Consider the following 21,432-nt stretch of genomic DNA (forward strand, 5'->3'; position numbering starts at 1 on the left):
AAAGATAAAATGCCGATGGAGCTAGTATTTAGCTAGTTCCATCGGCATTAACAGCAACACTTTTTGTCCTATAGCCCCATATTAGAGAATTCATTTCGTACAAACAAAAGAGGCGGCTCTAGCATCATTCAATGTTAGAGCCGCCTCTTTGTATTATACTTTCACTGTATTACCAACTAGTATTACACTGGTTCTTATTTAATTCTACCGAAATGTTCCTTTGCAAATTGCATGTCTTGTACGAGTTCTAATGTACCAATATAGTTATTGTTTTGATCGCGTACAGCCATGTAGTTTACATAGAATGGACGACCTTGTTTTTCAAGCCATACAGCTACATTATCGCGGTCACCTTTACGGAAGGAATCGATAATGCCGCGTACAATTGGTTCAACCTTTGGTGGATGGCAGGAGTACACATCACGACCGATAGCTGTAGTAGGACGTTTGAATACCTTTTCACCATCATTGAAGTAACGGTTGATATCTTCATGGTCAACGAAGGTTACTTCCATTGGCATTGTATTGAGCATAGCATCGAGTTGATCTACAGTTAGCGTACCACCAATTAAACCAATAGCATTGTCATCACCACTTGATTTTGAAGTTTGTGTAGCTAATGCTGCATCAGCCTCTGGCCATGCAATGCGTTTTACGCCAAAGATTTCTTCATACTGTGCTGTATCTTTGTAGATTTGGTACCATTCTTCTTTACTGAAGTTTTCTGCACAGATTGGGAACAAGATATTTTGTTCTTTGTAGATCATTTCTTGAGCACGTGTAAGAAGCTCATCAAAACGTCTATACCAATCATCTACACTTTGACTAGATTTTGCTAAGTCCCCTAGTTGGTCGCGGATATCGCCATCAACAGTCCACATAACCATGGATGGACCACCGATTGCATAATCCACCTTCAATTTTGGATATAATAAGTCGCCTTTTTTAGCATAATGAACAGATACTTGGCGCACTGTATTTACATCATCAATAGTGGCTGTTTTATCTGCCACTTTAGGGCGAATAGATTCAATCAATGCATCGAGAGCTTTATTTTCCTCTGTTAATTGGTTGAGTGGATGACCTACAGTCTCTACCAAAGTCACTACACTCTTGCTCTTTTCTTGAGCTTCTAGGACAGCCTCTACCTTAGCATGTTCAGCATCCATTTGTTCATGAATGGTAGAACCATGGAACAATGCAGAGTGAAGGTCACATAATTGTTGTACCTCTTCTAAAGGTGTACCTTCGCGCATAAGACCTTGTTCAGCTTTCATGATTTCACTAGCCTCAACATGCTTGAATTGGCTTGCAAAATCTTCACGAACAGAACCTAGCTCTTCGCCTGTGCCCAAACGTTTCAAGAAACCTTTTAACTGTTCTACCCGTTCGCTATCTGTAACAGTATCCTCTGCATTAGCTTCTACATTTTTAGTAGCATTAGCTTCTGCATTGTCATTAGCATTAGATGCCTCTATGTGAGTAGCAGCTGCCTCTGTAGGTGCACCCTTAGCAGATGCATCATCACCATGTAGGTTTGGCATTTCACCTTCCAAGGTAAAGCCTGCTTTCATGAATGCGCTCACGATATCTATCATGGATACGCCTTTCATTTTAGCCCCTTTAGGAATGGTCATGATTTTGCCTACAGAGTTCAACATCACCTTATTAGTGATTTCGCTGAACCCTAAGCTTTTCATAATCTCTGTTACTTCAGGATATTCTTTTACCAAATCATATACAGATTTGGACAAATCTAATTTCTTTTCCATTTTGATCCCCTCGTGTCAAAAATATTGTTTATTACATATGTGAGTAACCCTCTATACGTCTTCGTATACAAGGCAATTTACATTCTGAAAGGTTTATCTAAAATAACCTATGACACTATGATAAACGATATCGATTGGAAAATCTGTATCCATGGCTATACTTTTGAAAGATATTCCAAAAATATCGAAATTTCATATAAAAATAACGGATAGCTGAGAATTCAAAGTCACCTAAGCAATCAAAGCGCTTTGAACCAACTATCCGTTATCTATTAAAATATATATCTATTTTTTAGAAAGATGAAAGTTCTGAGAGATTTATTAGTTTTGTTTCAATGCTTTTTCGTAGTTTTCAGAAACCTTATCCCAGTTAATAACGCGGAAGAATTCCTTGATATAGTCTGGGCGACGGTTTTGGTAATGCAAGTAATATGCATGTTCCCAAACATCTAAGCAAAGGATTGCTGTTTTACCTTCTAGTAGAGGGTTATCTTGGTTTGCAGTAGATGTCACTTCTAGTTTGCCATCTTTGTTTACCACAAGCCATGCCCAACCAGAGCCAAAGCGTGTTGCTGCTGCAGCGGAGAAGCTTTCAACAAAAGCATCATAACCGCCAAGATCAGCGTCGATAGCCTCTTTCAAAGGGCCTTCCAATTTAGATGTGTCTGGTTTTGTCATGATGTCCCAGAACATAGTGTGGTTCTTGTGACCGCCACCGTTATTGATAACTGCTTGACGGATATCTTCTGGCACATTAGCGATATCACCGAGAATACAATCTACACAGCCATAAGCAAGATCAGGATATTTTGCGATAGCAGCGTTCAAATTATTAACATACGCTTGATGGTGCTTGTCATGGTGCAATTTCATTGTTTCTGCGTCGATAACAGGCTCAAGATAATCATAAGCATATGGTAATGGTGCGAGTTCGAAAGGTTTCATAATAGTCCTCCTTAAATATAGGGCACGAACGATGTTGAAATGTATCTATCATTCTTGTGAAAGCGTTTCGATGCACCTGCATCTATATTTTATTTAATTGATATAAATTATCATTCTTTATTTATTGTACATTGTATATAGAAAATCGTCAATGTATTTTCCCATAGAAAAAGGCTATAGGATTTCCTATAGCCTTTGAGTTCGTTTACCAATATAAAGCACTCTAATATAGCTAGAACACGATAACTACTCAACAATACATTGGCACATTTTCATTGTTGTTAATGCTGCTTGGTGGGATTCTTCTGTTACACCCGCACAGCAGCTAGAGTCTACATAAACAGGGATTTCTGGTAAGCCCACTTTCAGTATAATCGCATTAGACACAACGCAAATATCAGTGCATAAACCAACGAGCGTAATGGACTCAATAGGATTTACCGAATTCATTCCTTCCAATCGAGATAATAGTTCAAAGGATCCGAAGTTTGGCTTGTCGATAAAGGATACAGGGCTCATGATAGGACGACCTTCTGCTGCTTCGATTAAGCCAGGCACAATATGCCAACCCTCTGTATTCTTCACACAATGTGTGACAGGCAAGAACTTTCCCTCTTGGCTTTCAAGATAGTTAGTATCATGCGTATCGCGTGTAAATATGATAGGCCCGTCAAAGTTCTCAATTTTGTTGCGCACATTATCTACGATTAACTGTGCTTGCGCTGAACCAAGGGCGCCATCTACGAAATCTTTTTGCATATCGATAACAACTAGAACCTTTTGCATAGTTCCTCCTGTATATAGTCTACATAGAATACATTAATTATTCATTTCACTACTAGTTATACTCTTAATTTTTAATAACATCAACGACAAAAATTTATGCTTTTTCCTCAGCTAACGCATGACGCACGCGGTGTGGCTCATTATGAGCTAGTTTTCCTGCTGCCGCAGCTGCCACGGCCCCCACTAAATCATCGAGGAATGTATTACAATGACCACCAGCCTTGCTATCTAACTTTTTAATGATGCCAGGCTTAACCTTATCTAGATAGCCATAGTTCGTAAAGCCTATGGAACCGTATAAATTAACGATGGAAAAGGCTAAGATTTCGTCGATACCATAGAGGCTTTCATCATTAGCCACAATACCTTGCAAGGGCTGAGATAATTTATTTTGTTCCGTCAACTTGTCTAGCTCAATGCCCGTAATAATTGCATTATGTACCTCTCGTTTTGAAAGGACCGACGCCACATGTTCACGGCATTCTTCAATTGTTAGATTAGGCATATATGGTTTTTGAACATATAAAACGAGCTCTGCAATATCCTCTAACGTAACGCCACGCTCCGCCAGAAGATCGTAAGTATATTTCTCTAAATCCTTTGTAGATTCCATAACCGCTCCTTTATTTTTTATGAGGGTGATCACCTGATACGATTACAATACTAACTGGAATTGTCACAACTAATGCTTCATCAGTATCCACATGCTTTGTATGCCAAGCGGCCTCTTTTGCAGCCTCTTCAAAGATAGGATATGCATCGCGGTCTAATTTCCAATTATTAGGCCCCGCTTCAACGGCTACAATATTCCCTTTATCATCTGTTTTAATTTCTAGAGGAACAATCAATGTGCCATCGGCACTCGTCTTGAAAGCCTCGCTAGGAATTACCACATTATAAGAAATTTGTTGCTGTAATTCATATGTACGCTTATCTGTGGGCTTTAAATCTGCCGCTAAAGAGCTAATATTCCCCATCATAGACGCCAATACAGCTAATAATACAACCCTTTTAAACATAGTTTTTCTCCCCCAAGTACTTTCCACTACACGCAGTATACGTTGATTATACCACGAAAAAATCCCTACCGAACGTATCGATAGGGATTTCTTAAATTAGATTTTCTTAACCATTTCAGATTTCAATGCCATCGCACCGAAACCATCGATTTTACAATCGATATCATGGCCATCGCTTGCATCAGTGATGAGGCGAATATTTTTAACACGCGTACCTTGTTTCAATACGCCAGCGCCTTTTACTTTGAGGTCTTTTACAACAACAACTGTATCGCCATCAGCTAGCTCGTTGCCGTTAGCATCGCGAATGATACCTGCTTCAGCTGCAGCTTGTGCATCAGCCGCTGTCCATTCATGTCCGCACATAGGACAGATAAACATATGACCATCTTCATATGTGTACTCGTCGCCACACTTAGGGCAGTTAGGTAAATTTGCCATTTAGATCTCCTTTTCTCACTACATAATGAAAGTATTATACCATATAATACCTCTACTAACCTGTATTTATGTAAAAGTTGTACGAAATTAATTCGTATTTTTCAATATTCAAAATCCGCTATATACTAATAACGAAAGAGCCGTTAACGTGAGTTAGGTAAAAAATAAACCTAACGTTTAAGACTAAGTACTGCAATACTTAGACACGTTAGGTTTATCAAATTTCTCACATTTTGATGAGCCTAACGCCTAGAACACGTTAACTGGCTCTTTTGTACTTATAGTATAGTCTGAATTCTAGTGACTGTCAATTTACTACCCCAGGCGTTTGCGTAAGATAGCGTAGAGAATCATGCTAACAATAACGCTCATAACTGCTTGAATAGTATTAGTCAAAATACTAGCAATGGCTACGCCTGGATTGAATACGAAATATTCAACGATGAAGTAGCCTGCTACGATAATAATACCACCTACGATGGTTGCCGCTAAGGCAGAGGTAGTTGTCTTATTGTTATAGACAGTACCGACAAGATAGCCTTCAATGCCTTTCACCACGAAGGTGATTGGTACAAAGACTGCGTAGCCGAGGAACAAATCAGCTAGCGCTGGGCCGATAGCACCAATATAGGCGCCGTATTTTCGACCTAATAATAGAGCTGATGTCATAATAACGACATCTCCAACATTGAAATAGCCGCGAATGCCAGGTACTGGAATTTTCGTGTACATGGTAAACAGTGTTGCGAGGGCAATCAATACGGCTGTGAGTACTAACGCGGACGTAGTACTGCGGGTTTGAACGTGTTGCATAGCGTCCTCCTTATAAAGAAAATAGGCATGTGAATAATTACATCACATGCCTTTACTATATACCTTTACGATAACACCTGCAAATAGAAGGAATTAACAATACTCCTTTACCAAGCTTTATCATCATTTACTTTCAGAATAACGGCGCTTCACTAGAATTTAACTTAACATAGATACCATTTTATTATACATATTCTCTCAAGCAACGATGATTAATCAGAAAGGAACTAGCCATGAACATTTTAATCATTTACACCTATCCTAATCATCAAAGTTTTAATAGCGCTATTCTAAAAGTAGTACAACAGAATCTTTCAAAAGACCACAATATAAAAATCTTAGATCTATATGAGGAGCAATTCGATCCTGTATTGCGATTTGATGACACGCACAAACGTCGAGATTTAAGCACTGTTCCGGACATAGAAAAGTATCACAATTTGATTACTTGGGCAGACCATATCATTTTTATCTACCCTATTTGGTGGGGCGGCATGCCAGCTATACTCAAAGGATTTATCGATCGCGTATTTACAGTGGGCTTTGCCTATTCATATGGTAAAAGAGGCCTTATAGGTCATTTACAGGGAAAATCCGCCTGGATTATCACCACCCACAATACGCCATCCTTTGTAACGCTATTTATCCAAGACTACGGCAAGGTTATGAAAGATCAAGTTCTGAAAGCCTGCGGCTTCAAACCGGTAAAACACACTCAATTGGCTGGCACAGAAACCAGCTCGGACGAAAAACGTCGGCGTTTCTTAGACAAAATCGCTAATATCGCCGGCAGTATTTAACATTTCTAGTATACTATGATTTTTTACCAAAGATTACTTGGTTACCAAAATCACAAATAAATTTACATTAGACTGCTTACAGTTTGCTCTAAGTCAAAACAAGCTGTATACGAAAACCTTCCAAATTACATAGATATCACTCTTCAAATCTCTCTTCTACATTATAAAGAACCTCGCAGTCACAGCCGCCACCTTCGTTAACGATCCAATCTAGTACACTTTCCACATCTACCTTTTGTTTTTCCAAGAATTCTCTGGTGAAAGTTAAACTATGGTCGCAACCGTCATTTGCCTCTAACTTCTCGTCTACATAGTCAAAGAGATTCCAAAACAACTCTTCGTCCATAGGCAAACTATCTTTAAACGATTGCTTTTGCTTATCTGCATAAGCTTTTAATAATTCCTTTTTACGCGCTTTATCCATTATGATTATTCCCTTTATGTCTTATAAGTTATAGCTCATGACTTATATCTCAAGCCCTATTTCTCATATAATTCTGGTCGTTCTAAAACTGTGCCGTATTTTAGTTTTGGCAACTTAACTAACTGAGGATACAGCTGTTTAACCTCTTTACAAGATCTTAATGTAAGATGTTCTAGATTATGGAGTTCTAAAATTGGAGAATAGTCTGTATCCATCACTTTAGCGGTCAAGAAGCTAAAAAATCGCAGCTGTTTCATATGACGTAGGAATCCCAAGGATTGAACCTTAAGAATTTTAGGAGCTCCAAAATCACCTTCTAGAGCAAGACTTTCAAGGTGCTTCAGATGCGCTAATGGCGTATAATCATCAATTTTTTGAAAGTTCTCAATCGACAGAGCCACTAAATTTTCTAATTTTGATATAGGCTCTAAACTCGATACGCTTCTACCGGACCCAATGTGTAAATATTCTAGTTCTTGTAAGTTCTCTAATTTTGAAATATCTGGATAGACGCCCCATTTTATATGTAATTTTTTAAGTCTACGTTGAGCACACACCGCATCAAATAAGTCCTGTGACATTCTTGTACAAAACATAAGCTCTGTAAAAGTATCTGGATTATTTACTAGGAAATCACACCACTCCATCCAAATTCGCTTCTTATCTTTAGCAGAATAGTTTTCATCTAGCTGTGTGCAGTTGATTATTAACTTATCTTCACCATTATATTCAGAGACCTCTACCACAGATTTAGGCCGTGCGTCATCCTTATGATAGTAGTCAAATCCATATTTAACTTGCTTTTCTGTTAACACTGCCATGTTACAATTCCTCATCTTCGCCAGTCGCATAATTGGTTTGTCTACAACTGGATCCATAGCCAACAAATTTTAACGACCTTAGCAAATCGATACAAGCACATGTCCATTAGCTTCGAGCACTTGTTTATAGAAGCGTTTCATTTGCTCGAAATCATGAAGAAGTTCGTCTTTGATTTCTTCCTCTTCCTCATCGTAATCCCAGATATTTGGATATAGCTCTGCCTCTTTGCAGGCTGCCATATCAAAAGATTCGAGGGCTTCTTCCATATCAAACTGCTCTAGAGCCGCCACGATATCTGCTAATTTATCGTGTTCGGTATACGCTAAGTAATCCGATATTTCTTCAACAGCTGTTATGCCAAGTACAGCTTGGCTAAGAGGGTTATTATCATCCTTATGGTCTGTTCCTACGCCAGTTAGCACAAAGTGAAGTACATCCCACATCTTATCGATATCGAGCAATAATTCATCATCGTCATTCCACTCTTCAACGCTTTCAAGAATTTCCTCTTCTTCTGAGCCCATAGCTTTAAGCTCTTTTAAATTCGCATCACTTAAACAGCTATAATTTGCAATTAGTCCCATAATTTAATCCTTTCATAAATTCTTCTAACCATTAGAAAAATAAATTTTCCGATTCTGTAACGCTTCCATCATCTTCATGGAAATAGCAGGTATATACAGGTTCACGATGCGCCGCGTCATAGAATTTCTGTAAAATAGGTGAAAGTTTCATTTCTATTGGTATATGTAAAGCTTTCATAATGGGTTCCCAAAGTTCCATTGGCGAATAAGAGATAATATGAGACTGCTTATTCTGACCATATTCTTCAAGTGTTGCCGCATCAGAATACTTACTTGAGTCACAGTAATCATGCCAACAAATACTAAAAACGATTAAATGAAATAAATCGTCCATACTTTCAGCTAAACGACCGGCGGCACCCTCGCTACTCCAATACCCTATGGAGCCGTCCTCCAATAGATGATATTCACCGCCAGCGCCATCTACAGCAAATGCCATACCGGGCACAGAGAACGTGCAGCGACCTTCAGCCGTATCTCGTTCCTCCAGCGTATCTAGCAAGCGAAAATCGAATAGCGTATCAAAATCTTCAGCTAACTTGGCATCATTTCGCAATATATCTAAATAATCCATCTTACACGCTCCTATTAGCAGAAATTATTCCGAGCAATTTAGCCTCTCCTTCATTAGATGTATCTAATAGCGGAATAGCTAACAAAAGCACTTGCAAGGAGTAATAATAAAAGCTAAAGAATAAATCATCAGGGAATACGTCCTCTTCCTCATATCTAAGAACATCTTCGTCTTCATCATATTCTTCCGACCAAAGGTATTCTTCGTTGAGCATATCTTCAAAGTTCGGCAATGGATCTGCATGCTCTAGCATAAGACCATCTCGAATGCACTCAGCAATCACAGTAAACAACTCAACCAACTGTTCTGCTAAATACTGAGCCACCTCATTATGAGCTCTCTCTTCCTGAGCTTTCCTAAAAATACGAAGCAAGAAAATCATGGCGAATGGTGTAGCATGCCACAATGTCGATTGGTGCTCAATATTCTGTGCTAATGCCTCACCAGCCTCATCAACAACTTCTATGCTTTCCATATTCCACAACACATCAAGTTCTGTGGGAAAGTCTGTAGCACGGCCGTAGGTTGTGGTTAACCGGTGCCACGGTATATCACTGACTTTTACAGTTTCTATATATTGTTTCGTCACAGTATCCATTATAGTTATACCTTTATATATACGCCCATGTAGTAACGCCTTCGGCCAATGATTATTTCTCAATAACCTCTTTCACCAGTTCATAGGTATCTATGAGACGTAGTTTTCCAATCCGCGGATTATCTGTAATCTCCTCATAGATATCCTCAAGCGTTCCCGCTGGTGCTAGTTTCCATAATTTACACGGATATAGTTCAACTGTCCCGATAATTTCCAAATTATCCAGTAACAAGCCTAAGTCCTTATGATTAAACCAACAATCTGTATCGATACCGAAATTTGTATTATCTTTCCGGCATGCGATTTGGCTGTTTAGAAACTCTTCCATTGTTGGTTTTTCTTCTTGTAAAAGCCGCGTACAGGCTAAATGATATTCGATTTTCCGCGGCGATTGATCTACGTCAGACACAAAGATAGCACCATAGTTTTTTTCAAACTTAACAGCTAACACGTCGCCCATCTTAAAATGAGGTTCTCTCTTCGTTTTAGATTTACGAACCTTAACAGGCTTTAGATTTTCGCTCTGTAGCTGCAGGGCTAACTTATCTAATACCTTTTGACGCTGTTTAAGGGCCTTACTATCGATTTCTAGCCAAAACTCATGAGGACCCTGAGCGATGATGTCTAAGGCTTTCTCTTTGACGTCATCTGGTAGATGTCCTATCTTCCATAACGAATAGGCCACAGCAGTCCAATAAATCTCTGTGTAAAACTCATCAGTACAAAAATTTTGTTCCTCGCCTAAAATTTCAGAAATGATGGTATCAACACTGACGCCATCCTTATATCGCTCAACAATGGCATTATAAATATCATGACCATCATCACTATCTATGATTTTCACACCGTCAATCGCCATAAACGTCTCCTTTAGGACAACAGCTCTTATTCCATCTCGCCGTGAGTCGCTATAAATTCATCCTTAATCTGTTGCAGTTCTTGCTTAGCAACCATGTATTGTTTTAAATCAATTTGTCCCTTTTCTTTTTGTTCAGTTAAGGCTTTTTCTTTGTTTTTGATTGTAATCCAATCTAACTGTACACTAAAGTCAGTATTCACTCCGTCACTATTTTCTCGTAATGCCAGTAATGCAAATACTTCGTCCATATCAAGATTAAATATGTTACTTTCAAGATTGATAGGTTCAAAATAGTAACGAACTGTATCTGCACCAAATTCATCGTTTAATTTGGCCCATTCTGCCCCTGAAAGCACGGTAAACCCAAGCGTATCGTTTCCAAGGCTTTCAGTAAACCAACGCACCTCATAATCAGGCTGAACGAAGTCGTTGAAGTATTTGATAGTTACATCCCGATCTTTCTCATCACCGTAAGGAATTAAGAGTTCATTATCGCCCTTTTGTAGCACAATATCGTCACCATAAGGCTTGCCATTACTAACGGTTTGAATATCGATTGGCTCATCCATCATATCATTGAAATAACGAACCACATCTTCGTCATCCTCGCGCCAGTCAATCCAAATAATAGCCTCAGAATCAAATAAATCATCTAAATCCATATCATGACTAAAGAAATCTTTAACTAATGTATACATATCTTCCATAATCTCTCCTGCATATCACTTATTTTTTAGATAGTCTACAACACCCGTGTCACCAATTTAGTACAACTCTATAAGGTTTCGTAAATCACATCTTGTTGAGCCGTAAAGTCTTCATCAAAACTAACTAATATATACAAATGCCCTGCCGGGGATTCTCCCACATCATAGCCTAGTGCAAATGCATCGTAACAACCTGACTTATCTAGCATAATATCGGTTAAGATTAGTACAATAGACTCTTCTTGCGGTATTTCCTGTTGTATGAGTTCCTGTGCTAGTTTATCTAATTTATCTAATTGAACATATAATTGCTCCCACATTGGTAGTGAAAGCACCTCAGCCTCAGTATAATTGGTACAACTAATATTAAGTTTTTGAAAGGCTTGTCCTTCATTCTCTAAACGATTAATGCCCAATCTGCGAGATACAAAGTAAACGCCATACGGTTCTTCAGACCAGCTTTCAACATTCCATAATGTCATTAATTCCAATTTTCTCATCAGGACGCTCCATTAGTTAATCATCCTGCAATATCCGCATCAACAGGGTTCCCATCCGCATCAATATGAGCTATGATACAGTGCCCCCAGAAGATATCATCGTCGTCATAATAGACCTCTATGGTGCCATCGTTGCGGAATGCCAATTCGCCCATCGTAATACGCTTAGCAAATACATCTGACGTAATCGGACCTTGGTCGTCATTGTCGAGCCAATCATTAGCAAGGTCTAGCAATTTTTCACTAATATAGGTACTAATTCGTTGTTCAAATGCTTTGAAATTATCGATTGTATTGAAAGCAGCCAATGCTACTGTGCAGCTTTCATCAGACCCCTCATCCACATCAAGGGTGAATGCATAATCATCAATTCTCGCTGTGTAATATTGATACTCTCGATTTAACAGGAAATCACCCCTGTCAGTATGAAGGTATTTAGGTGTTTTCAAATAAGCCGACAACGCCTCTAGCTCACTATGTTTAGCATGCTCCTCTAACACCTCAAGTACATAATAGCGATTATTCCAAGAAGGACGCATATAGCCCAAATCCTCTAAAGGCTTTGCTTTCTTAACTAATAATTTATAGACCCCATGGGGCTCAAAAGAATAACCCCATCTATCGTCAAGTCCCTCAATAATCCACGTCAAAATGCCTTCGCTACGGTCAAGCACGCCAGTTCGAGTATCTAGGATAGCATCGGTAGACACTAGTGGTCTATGGTACTTATCTAAATAAGGACTAGCCCCATTCGCATCACTGCGAGGCAATGCATAAATCTCAAACTCTTCCGCCTCAAACTCTGCTTCATATTCTGGTACACGTACAATACTCATATGACTCTCTCCTGTTCATCACATTTTACGGTGCAAACTATTTACAGTTTAGAACTCCATCCTTTTATAGATGATGCCATAGTATAATTGCTTCTATAACATTAAAATGTTCTATTGCATCACAAGCGCTCAGCTACATCGATTCTATGTAATAGCTCTTTAGCTAGTTCTTGGGCTATTTTGAATTCCTCATTTGAAAGCACCAGAAGTACAAAGCTATCGGTTCCGATGTCCATGCCTGCTAACGTATAGTTTTCCCATTTAGAGTTAAGATCTGCACACCAGTCCATAATAACTTGATCTTCATCTAATACTGCTGTATCAATCGTTAGATTTTCGCTAGTATCTAAAGACTTGTTACGTATTAACTTCTGTACATAATAAATAAAATCCTCTAGTTCACATTTACAGTCTAACTCTACGGCATATCCTTTAGAGACTAGTTTCTCATAGAGGTTCCACCAACTATCTTCTAATTCTTCCAAGGAGCGCAACTTAACCTTGGTCATAAACGACTTAGCTTGTTTAGCATCGCCTAACAACAACGTTGCTAACTCTGTAAATGTCGATCGCATCTGATCGATATCTAGATACGCTGCTTCTACACACAAACTACAATCAGGTACTCTGCGTTTTTTCATAAAAGCCCGCATCATCTTCACTGCGTCAGGATAACTTACATCAGCCATACGATAGGTCTTGCCATCTATATCTAAGAATAAATCTACTGCATCTGATGTTTTTCCTACACGCGCTTTCATGGCTGTACATCCATCGATGGCATGAGGTGGGTAAAGCTCCATATACATATAAAATCCATCATGCATAGCCTTTAAGGTATTATCTATTCCGACTATATTAAAACCGTTTCCATTAGAACCAGGGCTCTTCAAGCACCATTCTTCGTATTCATCAAATAGTTTTTCTTGGATCCAATTGTAAAAACTCATATACACTCTCCCCCATATACTGTTGCTTACATATAATATTTAACTGACTATGTAACTAATATGTAACCGAATATGTAACCAAATATGTAACTGAATATATATCTTAATTATATCATTATTAAGGAATACTTATAATAAAAGCACGGCACGTTTATATTTAAATGAAATGCTTATCATAAAGGCACTGTACTTTAACATTTAGTAGGATAAAAAAAATACTCCCACAAGATACATCTTGTAGGAGTATTAATCACACTAGTTAGATTCTTATTTAGATTCTAATTTAGCTGCTAATTCATTATATTTTCGTTCTAACTCATTATATTTTTCAGATAGGTCTTTCATATCTTTTTTGAGTTGTGTAGCATCTTCAGTAGTTACCTCTTCAGAGCTTTTACCAAATTTAAAATTGGCACCTAAGCTAATAGAATTACGGCCGTTACCAACGGTAGTGGCAGCATTAAACATTGTGTTTTTATTAGGGCGATAGAATGCACCTAAAGCCGCTGCATTAGCATTTTTATAGTTACCAAAGCCAACGGAGTAGGACCATTTGTCATGTTTATCGAAATCTAATGGATGCAAGCCAGCGAGTGCTGCAGAAGCGGCTGCTACGCTAGATACTTGTTGATCAGTGTAAGATTTAGCTTCATTTAAGCTATTAGCGCCACCATTAATAATACGATTATTTAATGTATTAATATCGCCTTCTATGGTAGTGATACGGTTTTCATGATTATCTACCACGTCTTTAATGGCATGTAATTGGGAGCCATTGACTGCATCAGTAGATGTAGCAGATACACGACCTGCCGCTACATTTGTAATCGTACGTTCTGCACCACTATCACCAATGCTCAATGTACCAACCGCATTTCCACCAGCAAAGTTATAAGTTCTGCCACCGATAACACCAGAGTTAGTAGATACAGCGGTAGCAGTAACAGACTTAGCACCTAATGCGATACTATTATCTGTAGCAGCCATCGCATTTGTACCGATAGCAATGCCGTTTTCCTTTGTTGTAGTTGCGCTATGACCGATTGCTAATGAGTCCTTTTCTGCTGCATTCGCTAATGTACCAGCAGCAAAGGCACTTTTACCAGCACTAGTAGAATAGTTACCTAATGCTACAGAGTCCTCATTAGAAGCCACTGTTTTAAAGCCTAACGCTGTAGAGTACGCACCACTAGCATTTGCATAGGAACCAACTGCAGTCGTATTCATAGCCGTTGCTTCTGCATTAAAACCAAATGCAGAAGATTGATTACCTGTACCACTTGCACTATAACCTACTGCTGTAGCATAATCATTTTTTGCTTTTGCATTATAGCCAATTGCTGTACCCATAATGTTATTGGCCTTTGCATTGTTACCGATAGCAACAGTATTTTGAGCAGTCGCTTCCGCTTTACGGCCAATGGCATACGCATCATCGTACGTTGCTTTCGCACTGTCACCAAAGGCAATAGCATTGTTACCTTGAACCTTGGCACCAGTACCACCTACTAAACCATTATTACCTTGAATGGTATTATTCTTACCCAAAGCCACAGAGTCATGTCCGTCAATACTATTATGTGTACCAACTAATAAAGAATTAATCGCATTGTCATTATTAGTATGGTTAAAGCCGCCTACGATATTATTAGTACCACCAACAGTATTGCTAGTACCTACTACCAAGCTGTGAGTAGCAGAGTTTTGATTATACCAGCCTGCTACGATGCTACCTGGACCAGATGCAGTATTATTAATACCAGAAGTGATACTATTAGAAGCAGAAGGTCGAACTGTATTCTTGTCACCACCGAGCAATATATTATTTACAGGGGAGAACATACCATTCTCAACTTGGTTATTTCCACCATAAGCAATAGAATTCTTCATGCTTAATGGAGCAGCAGTTGTAGCACTAATATCTAAGTTGGATGCTGCAAGTGCTGTTGTAGTAATACTTGCGGTAATCATAGCCGTTAACAATAATTCTTTTTTCATTTGGTTTCCCCTTTTAAGACAACACAAACAATAAATCTAAAAAAAGATTCAAAGCTATCTAATGAAACCTGAATCTTATTGTATCCCTCTATACACTATTCATTGTCAAAATATGAATAAAATATGAATATTACTCTAATATTATAATTCTAGCTCATAAGAAATGCAAGAAAATGCAAAAAAGAAGGCATACGGCTTTTATAAGCCGTATACCTTCTTTTCTATACTGGTGCGCCTAACCGGAATCGAACCAGTGACACGCAGTTTAGGAAACTGCTGCTCTATCCTACTGAGCTATAGACGCATGTATACTTTATTATATCGTTTTTAATAAAGTATACGCAAGGCGTCCTTATTGTTGTAGGTATTGGTTATTCACTTGTTTTTGTTCTTCTGGGCTAAGGTTTTGGTAGCCTTTTGCTAATGCACTGACCCAGGAGCCGTAGGCAGGATTTGGAAATACAACAAAGGTAGTACCAAAGTCTTCTTTATGTTCATCGATGATAGCGTTTCGTTCAGCTAAGGTCTTACCTTTTGTGCCAATTGGGAAGTCCCCTGCATTATCACCCATATACAAAATTACGGCGTACTTCTTAGTAATGGCATCAAAACGAGGTTGTTTGTCTGAGTCTTTTTCAAATAGTAGTACATGTTCTTTATCGACGGATGGGAAGCCTAGTTCCTTAAAGTTTTGTACTGTTGCATCATAGTTAACAGGTGCATATCGGTTTGAAACGTAGAATATTTCAACACCTTGTTTATGTACTTCATTTAGGAACTCAACAGCACCAGGCATGGCTTGCGATTTACCTTGATGCACAGCTTGACGCCACCAAGGAGCATCGAAGCGACCATTGCCATTAGCAACGCTTTCACCCATCAGTTTAGTATTATCCACTACTGTTTCATCAGCATCAAGAACGATAGCAAGAGGTTTTCTTTGATGAGATGGATCAGTAACAGCCATCTTAACAAGATTTAGCGCCACATTGTACCCTTGATACGCCAGAGCTCTGTACTCCGCAGAGGTGCGCATCCATAAAAGTCCCATTGTTTCTGTTTCGGCTTGGTACTGCTGTTTTTGCTTCAGTGCTACCTGTTCGGCCTGTACCGCCGCATCATTCACCGTCGTCGGAGAATCTGCCTGCACTACAGAACCTACGCAAAGGCTACCAGCAATGCAAGCTGTTGCTACATACCATGCTAAACTACTACGTTTCATAATTGCCTCCTATCCACATGTGCTCTCTGTATACATCCAATACACAATGTAATTCTACATAGGTATACGAAAGTCCTCTATAGATTTATAACCTATCTATGTGTTTTAAATCTATCTACACAAGAACTATGCTATAATACAGCTGTTGATAGTATTAGAGAGTTCTTATTAAAAAGAGGTATATGTAATGAAAGTATGTAAACGATCAATTATTACCAGTTCACTATTAGCTATATTGGCCATATCATCTGCGTACGGCGCTACACCAGTACAGCCAACTGAAAGTACAGACGCTGCAGTGGTTGATATGGATTATTCTAATATTCCAGAGCTAAAAAGTTCTATTGAAAGCGCAACTCCAGCCATAGTGCAATCTACGCTTGATGCGTCTAAGGGAAAACCGACCAAAGATAAGCCCATCTATTCAACAGTGACTATGTCTGGTAACCGTGTTGTATCCGTAAAAACTTACAAAACTAAAGAAGAACAAGAAAAGGCCATGTTAAAAGAGCGCAAACGCTTAGACAAGGTCACTGCAGAACGTCAGGCTAAAAGAAAAGGCGAAACACGCACAGATATGCTAAAAGGTTTAACACCAATACCGTCCTATCCACCTGTCAGTGAAACACGCGTATTACAAAGTGAAATGTTCTCTAGACCATTCGGTAGACAACTCGATTTGCGTTTAGTAGAGGCTTATATACAAGATTATGACAAGGCTAAACCTGGCGATATTTATGTCTATGCAGATTATGTGGACTACACATCTAAGCAGCTGTTAGGTGAAAAAGATGGTACCACTGCTATTTCAGCTATGATTCTACGTGTAATCATGAGAAAAGACGAAAATAAAGCTTTCAGCATCGACGTAAATGCGTACTTCATAAATCCAACAACACATACCATTTCCATAAGTCGGTCCGAAGATGTAAAGGGTATCGATATCAAGAAAGAGGAACGAGCTGAAGCTGTATTTAAACTACCATCCCACCAATTACAAGCTGTTGATCCACAGTATGAAATCGCTAAGCTTATGTATCAGGACCTAACTAATAAAAAATTTGATTAACAATATTTAAATACACTCACCACGACAAAAGCCCCACCTTACTATGAACTACATAGCAAGGAGGGGCTTCGTTTTAGTTTAAGGAAGTTCTTTTAGTCGTTTATGTTGTTTAGATAGAATATCATTTACATAAATAGTTATATAATGTGTGCAAGTTTATAGGATTGTTTTGTATTCTTTTAAGGGGTTATTTATGTAAATATAAGAGAGTTTTGTAAGGGATTTATTAGTTAGAGAGATTTATTAGTTATTTTACATCGCTGAAATCGATGTTCATGCCCAAAGCTTTAGCTACGCCTTCACCATAAGCTGGATCACATTGGTAGCAATGTTTTGCATGGCGTTCTTTAATGAAATCAGGTACGCCATCCATAGCGGCTGCTGTATTTTCAAACAAGATTTGTTGTTTTTCAGGGCTCATGAGACGGAACAATTTACCTGGTTGTGTGTAGAAGTCAGAATCGTCTTCGTAGAAGTCGTATTGGTATGCTGCACCAGATACGTCTAGACCAGGGTTTTTGAATTGTGGTTGTTCAGCCCATTCGCCAAAACTATTTGGTGCATAGCCAATTGTAGAGCCATGGTTACCATCTACACGGCCTTGTCCATCACGATGGTAGATATTTACAGGGCATTTAGCGGCATTAACAGGGATTTGATAATAATTTGCCCCTAGACGATAGCGTTGCGCATCGGCATAAGAGAACAAACGACCTTGAAGCATTCTATCAGGAGAGAAAGATATGCCGGGAATGATAGTTGTTGGAGCAAATGCAGCTTGTTCTACATCTTGGAAATAATTTTCTGGGTTGCGGTTAAGTTCCATCACACCAACTTCAATCAATGGGAATTCGTCATGATACCATACCTTTGTTAAGTCGAATGGGTTGTATGGCATGTTATTAGCTTGTTCTTCGGTCATCACTTGGATGCATAATTTCCATTTAGGAAAATCGCCTCTTTCAATAGCCTCAAAGAGGTCACGTTGGTGGCTTTCACGGTCACTAGCTATCACATTAGCCGCCTCAGCGTCGGAAAGATTTTCAATCGGCTGTTGACAAACCCAATGGAATTTAACCCATACACGTTCATCGTTTTCATTAATTAGACTATATGTATGGCTACCAAAACCATGCATTGTGCGGTAGGATTTAGGAATACCACGGTCACTCATAACGATTGTTACTTGGTGAATTGCTTCTGGCAAGCTAGACCAGAAGTCCCAGTTTGCTGTCGCATCGCGAAGGTTTGTTTGTGGATTACGTTTTACAGCGCGGTTCAAATCAGGGAATTGCAATGGATCGCGGATAAAGAATACAGGTGTATTGTTACCTACGAGGTCCCAGTTTCCTTCTTCTGTATAGAATTTTACGGCAAAGCCACGAATGTCGCGTTCTGCATCGGCCGCACCACGCTCACCGGCAACGGTAGAGAAACGTACGAATAACGGCGTTTGCTTGCCTACTTCAGAGAAAATTTTTGCTTTCGTATATTTTGTAATATCGTTAGTGACTGTGAAAGTACCAAATGCACCGGATCCTTTAGCATGCATGCGGCGTTCAGGAATCACTTCGCGCTCAAAATGAGCTAATTTCTCCATGAGCCAAACATCTTGCATCAATACAGGACCACGTTTACCTGCTGTAGCAGAGTTGCGATTATCTGGTACAGGAGCGCCAAAGGCTGTTGTTAATTTCTTTTCATCACTCATGTTACAAACTCCTACTTAGAATAAAAATAAGTAATAATATGCGACCTTAAAAATTGTATGAAACATATTATTACATAAAAAACAATAAATGTTATCAATTAATAATCATTATTTATTATTACGATTAAATCGTAACATATAAATGGCGATTATGCAATACAAAATCTTGTATACATGCTCTCATATAGAAACAGTACATGAGAAAAGCCTATAGGAAATCAATCCTATAGGCTGTCTTCATCGTTATTAGGCGCAAACACTTACATACGCCATCTATACATATAACTAAAATATATCATCTATGAATTTTATCTGCCCCCGCATTATGCAAAACATTTTCTTTTACTTCATTTACAGGATCTATTTTAGTAAACAATTCAGGTTTCCAATCTACAGGTGTTAACGTATCATTAAATGTATCAATGATTTGTCCGTTAAACATATTATTAACTGTAGTAAGTTGTTTTCCTCCAAAGACTTTCACAAATGATGTATAGTCTTTACCTGCTATATCCGCCACATTGTTTTCAGCATAGATTTGGGAGTTTTTCCCAACACCTAGTGCGTAAGCATAAGTATATTCACCATTTGTAGTATCTGACGCAAAGTAATTATTATACACATGAACCTGGCCAAATCGTACTCTTGGTAAGCGTTGTACTACATCATGGAAATAATTATGATGCAAAGTTACATGTAATTTTCCTTCATCTGAAATTTTTGAATCACTACTACCAATTAACATAGTTTTATTGTGGTTTTCAAACGTCGAATAAGAAATCGTTATATAGTCAGCTTCATTGGTAATATCAACCAATCCATCTCTATGCTCATATTTACGACCAAAGTATTTTTCTACTGTTTCGGGGCCATCTTGGAAGGAAGAATGATCAATCCAAATATGTGTACCACCTTTTATAGAAATACTGTCATACTGAGAATTCCAATTACCCTCTGGTCCATCATTAGGATCCCAAGAAGGGAAATAGTCATAAGGAGATTCAAACTGTATATTTCGTATGATTACATTATCCGAATCAAGAACCAAATTTACACCCTTTAATTTCGCATTGTCCATGCCAATGATGCTTGTATTAGACGGTACATGAACAGTAATAGACTTACTTTGATTCTTTTGTGATGCCTTACGCTTTGCTTCTTGCTCATCTTTTAAACTCTTAGGCGCTGTGCTTTGCGGCTTATGAGTTTCTAAATATTGTTGAAAGTCATAGCCATCGACCATGTAGTCTTTCATAGTCAATGGTTTACCATTATCATCGGTATCAAAATCTATAGTTCCATAGACTAGTACAATCTTAGGTGTAGTGTTTTTTCTATTCTTAAGAGCTGATACAAATTCTTTTTTGTTTGTTACTTTAAACACATTCTGCTCTGTAGCATTAGCACCACCAGTAGACCCATTGCCTACAGAAGCAAATCCATCTTGTTTCGGTAATGCTTCACGCATAAAGGTAGGACTTTCAGCTGAACCTCGCGAAAAGGTCATCATTAATCCAGCGATTAACACTATGAGCAATCCAAGGGATATCATTATCTTTTTCATACATCGAGTTCCTTAGTTTCTGATACATTACAGTATGCTATGCCGCCATCATCTCATAACAATAGCATTATCTCATAGCAACAATAAGAGAACCCCTTCATAGTACCAATAGGCCTATGAAGGGGTATCATTTTATTTACGCTGGACGGCTCCAGTCGACTTGTACATCGATGGCTTCCCACATGCGTGTTAAAGCTAATTTGAAATTGTCTAAAGACTCTAATGGTTTTACAGTTAACCGTTCATATGTATCAAGACCTGTAGCATGCTCGATAGCATGTTCATCGTTCAAGTAAGCGATAACCTTATCTACCCACTCTTGTTCAGGTAACTCTACGGATACTGTTTTTGCTTCTGTATCATAGGACAAGAAGCCGTTGCTGTTGATGCCATAATGGATGGCTACACGAAATAAACTCATATCTATACCTCTCTTGC

Annotated in this window: 24 protein-coding genes and 1 tRNA gene; 2 read left to right on the forward strand and 23 right to left on the reverse strand. The window is 38.6% G+C overall.

Features of this window, described 5'->3' with window-relative positions:
* Nucleotides 1-194 precede the first annotated feature (194 nt).
* The 7 genes from ACSV5T_RS06915 to ACSV5T_RS06945 all read right to left on the reverse strand — a co-directional run bounded on the left by ACSV5T_RS06915 (nucleotide 195) and on the right by ACSV5T_RS06945 (nucleotide 5,776).
* Nucleotides 195-1,772 carry a DUF438 domain-containing protein gene (locus ACSV5T_RS06915; protein ID WP_295868035.1) on the reverse strand — a complete coding sequence of 526 codons (1,578 nt, stop codon included), beginning with the start codon at nucleotides 1,770-1,772 and terminating at the stop codon, nucleotides 195-197.
* Between the two features lie 321 nt (nucleotides 1,773-2,093).
* Nucleotides 2,094-2,717: a superoxide dismutase gene (locus ACSV5T_RS06920; RefSeq protein ID WP_438320626.1), complete on the reverse strand. Its 624-nt coding sequence runs from the start codon at nucleotides 2,715-2,717 to the stop codon at nucleotides 2,094-2,096.
* 246 nt (nucleotides 2,718-2,963) lie between these two features.
* Nucleotides 2,964-3,503, reverse strand: coding sequence for a cysteine hydrolase family protein (locus ACSV5T_RS06925; RefSeq protein WP_438320627.1), 540 nt, complete (start codon nucleotides 3,501-3,503; stop codon nucleotides 2,964-2,966).
* Between the two features lie 94 nt (nucleotides 3,504-3,597).
* Nucleotides 3,598-4,116: a phosphatidylglycerophosphatase A family protein gene (locus tag ACSV5T_RS06930; RefSeq protein ID WP_295782348.1), complete on the reverse strand. Its 519-nt coding sequence runs from the start codon at nucleotides 4,114-4,116 to the stop codon at nucleotides 3,598-3,600.
* A 10-nt stretch (nucleotides 4,117-4,126) separates the two neighbouring features.
* Complete coding sequence (locus tag ACSV5T_RS06935) at nucleotides 4,127-4,522, reverse strand: hypothetical protein (protein WP_005385055.1); 396 nt, start codon at nucleotides 4,520-4,522, stop codon at nucleotides 4,127-4,129.
* A 96-nt stretch (nucleotides 4,523-4,618) separates the two neighbouring features.
* Complete coding sequence (locus ACSV5T_RS06940) at nucleotides 4,619-4,963, reverse strand: zinc ribbon domain-containing protein YjdM (RefSeq protein WP_005385054.1); 345 nt, start codon at nucleotides 4,961-4,963, stop codon at nucleotides 4,619-4,621.
* Between the two features lie 315 nt (nucleotides 4,964-5,278).
* Nucleotides 5,279-5,776 (reverse strand): ECF transporter S component, encoded by a 498-nt coding sequence (locus ACSV5T_RS06945; protein ID WP_438320628.1) that lies wholly within the window; start codon nucleotides 5,774-5,776, stop codon nucleotides 5,279-5,281.
* 233 nt (nucleotides 5,777-6,009) lie between these two features.
* Between ACSV5T_RS06945 and ACSV5T_RS06950 the strand changes: the two genes are divergently transcribed.
* The gene (locus ACSV5T_RS06950; protein WP_438320629.1) at nucleotides 6,010-6,576 is read left to right on the forward strand and encodes an NAD(P)H-dependent oxidoreductase; all 567 of its coding nucleotides are present in this window, start codon (nucleotides 6,010-6,012) and stop codon (nucleotides 6,574-6,576) included.
* A gap of 136 nt (nucleotides 6,577-6,712) precedes the next feature.
* On the opposite strand, the gene ACSV5T_RS06955 is transcribed toward ACSV5T_RS06950, so the two are convergent.
* The 13 genes from ACSV5T_RS06955 to ACSV5T_RS07015 form a co-directional block, all read right to left on the reverse strand.
* Nucleotides 6,713-7,000: a DUF2695 domain-containing protein gene (locus ACSV5T_RS06955; RefSeq protein WP_308518450.1), complete on the reverse strand. Its 288-nt coding sequence runs from the start codon at nucleotides 6,998-7,000 to the stop codon at nucleotides 6,713-6,715.
* A gap of 56 nt (nucleotides 7,001-7,056) precedes the next feature.
* The gene (locus tag ACSV5T_RS06960) at nucleotides 7,057-7,821 is read right to left on the reverse strand and encodes a leucine-rich repeat domain-containing protein (RefSeq protein ID WP_438320630.1); all 765 of its coding nucleotides are present in this window, start codon (nucleotides 7,819-7,821) and stop codon (nucleotides 7,057-7,059) included.
* Nucleotides 7,822-7,899: 78 nt separating this feature from the next.
* Nucleotides 7,900-8,406, reverse strand: a complete 507-nt coding sequence (locus ACSV5T_RS06965; protein WP_295826352.1) for a YfbM family protein — start codon at nucleotides 8,404-8,406, stop codon at nucleotides 7,900-7,902.
* Nucleotides 8,407-8,437: 31 nt separating this feature from the next.
* A complete protein-coding gene (locus tag ACSV5T_RS06970) occupies nucleotides 8,438-8,980 on the reverse strand; it encodes a hypothetical protein (RefSeq protein ID WP_005385045.1) in 543 nt (180 codons plus the stop codon).
* Between the two features lies 1 nt (nucleotide 8,981).
* A complete protein-coding gene (locus tag ACSV5T_RS06975; RefSeq protein WP_438320632.1) occupies nucleotides 8,982-9,578 on the reverse strand; it encodes a hypothetical protein in 597 nt (198 codons plus the stop codon).
* Between the two features lie 52 nt (nucleotides 9,579-9,630).
* Nucleotides 9,631-10,437, reverse strand: a complete 807-nt coding sequence (locus ACSV5T_RS06980) for a hypothetical protein (protein WP_438320633.1) — start codon at nucleotides 10,435-10,437, stop codon at nucleotides 9,631-9,633.
* Between the two features lie 26 nt (nucleotides 10,438-10,463).
* Complete coding sequence (locus ACSV5T_RS06985) at nucleotides 10,464-11,144, reverse strand: hypothetical protein (RefSeq protein ID WP_316061584.1); 681 nt, start codon at nucleotides 11,142-11,144, stop codon at nucleotides 10,464-10,466.
* Between the two features lie 68 nt (nucleotides 11,145-11,212).
* Nucleotides 11,213-11,644, reverse strand: a complete 432-nt coding sequence (locus tag ACSV5T_RS06990) for a hypothetical protein (protein ID WP_024066811.1) — start codon at nucleotides 11,642-11,644, stop codon at nucleotides 11,213-11,215.
* A 20-nt stretch (nucleotides 11,645-11,664) separates the two neighbouring features.
* Nucleotides 11,665-12,480: a DUF2262 domain-containing protein gene (locus ACSV5T_RS06995; RefSeq protein ID WP_024066812.1), complete on the reverse strand. Its 816-nt coding sequence runs from the start codon at nucleotides 12,478-12,480 to the stop codon at nucleotides 11,665-11,667.
* Between the two features lie 119 nt (nucleotides 12,481-12,599).
* Nucleotides 12,600-13,430, reverse strand: coding sequence for a DUF6630 family protein (locus ACSV5T_RS07000; protein WP_438320634.1), 831 nt, complete (start codon nucleotides 13,428-13,430; stop codon nucleotides 12,600-12,602).
* 267 nt (nucleotides 13,431-13,697) lie between these two features.
* A complete protein-coding gene (locus ACSV5T_RS07005) occupies nucleotides 13,698-15,428 on the reverse strand; it encodes a YadA-like family protein (protein WP_438320635.1) in 1,731 nt (576 codons plus the stop codon).
* 227 nt (nucleotides 15,429-15,655) lie between these two features.
* Nucleotides 15,656-15,732: transfer RNA gene (locus tag ACSV5T_RS07010), tRNA-Arg, on the reverse strand.
* A 48-nt stretch (nucleotides 15,733-15,780) separates the two neighbouring features.
* The gene (locus ACSV5T_RS07015) at nucleotides 15,781-16,650 is read right to left on the reverse strand and encodes a 5'-nucleotidase, lipoprotein e(P4) family (RefSeq protein WP_438320636.1); all 870 of its coding nucleotides are present in this window, start codon (nucleotides 16,648-16,650) and stop codon (nucleotides 15,781-15,783) included.
* A 187-nt stretch (nucleotides 16,651-16,837) separates the two neighbouring features.
* Between ACSV5T_RS07015 and ACSV5T_RS07020 the strand changes: the two genes are divergently transcribed.
* Nucleotides 16,838-17,719 (forward strand): hypothetical protein, encoded by an 882-nt coding sequence (locus ACSV5T_RS07020; protein ID WP_438320637.1) that lies wholly within the window; start codon nucleotides 16,838-16,840, stop codon nucleotides 17,717-17,719.
* A 247-nt stretch (nucleotides 17,720-17,966) separates the two neighbouring features.
* On the opposite strand, the gene ACSV5T_RS07025 is transcribed toward ACSV5T_RS07020, so the two are convergent.
* The 3 genes from ACSV5T_RS07025 to ACSV5T_RS07035 all read right to left on the reverse strand — a co-directional run bounded on the left by ACSV5T_RS07025 (nucleotide 17,967) and on the right by ACSV5T_RS07035 (nucleotide 21,415).
* Nucleotides 17,967-19,430, reverse strand: coding sequence for a catalase (locus ACSV5T_RS07025; protein WP_295824795.1), 1,464 nt, complete (start codon nucleotides 19,428-19,430; stop codon nucleotides 17,967-17,969).
* Nucleotides 19,431-19,725: 295 nt separating this feature from the next.
* Entirely contained in the window at nucleotides 19,726-20,994 is a 1,269-nt protein-coding gene (locus ACSV5T_RS07030; protein ID WP_438320638.1) for a pectate lyase family protein, read from the reverse strand.
* A gap of 136 nt (nucleotides 20,995-21,130) precedes the next feature.
* Nucleotides 21,131-21,415, reverse strand: coding sequence for a hypothetical protein (locus ACSV5T_RS07035; RefSeq protein WP_295824799.1), 285 nt, complete (start codon nucleotides 21,413-21,415; stop codon nucleotides 21,131-21,133).
* Nucleotides 21,416-21,432 lie beyond the last annotated feature (17 nt).

Origin of the sequence: Veillonella sp. ZSJB6 (assembly GCF_051549505.1) — a bacterium.
Taxonomy (GTDB): Bacteria; Bacillota; Negativicutes; order Veillonellales; family Veillonellaceae; genus Veillonella.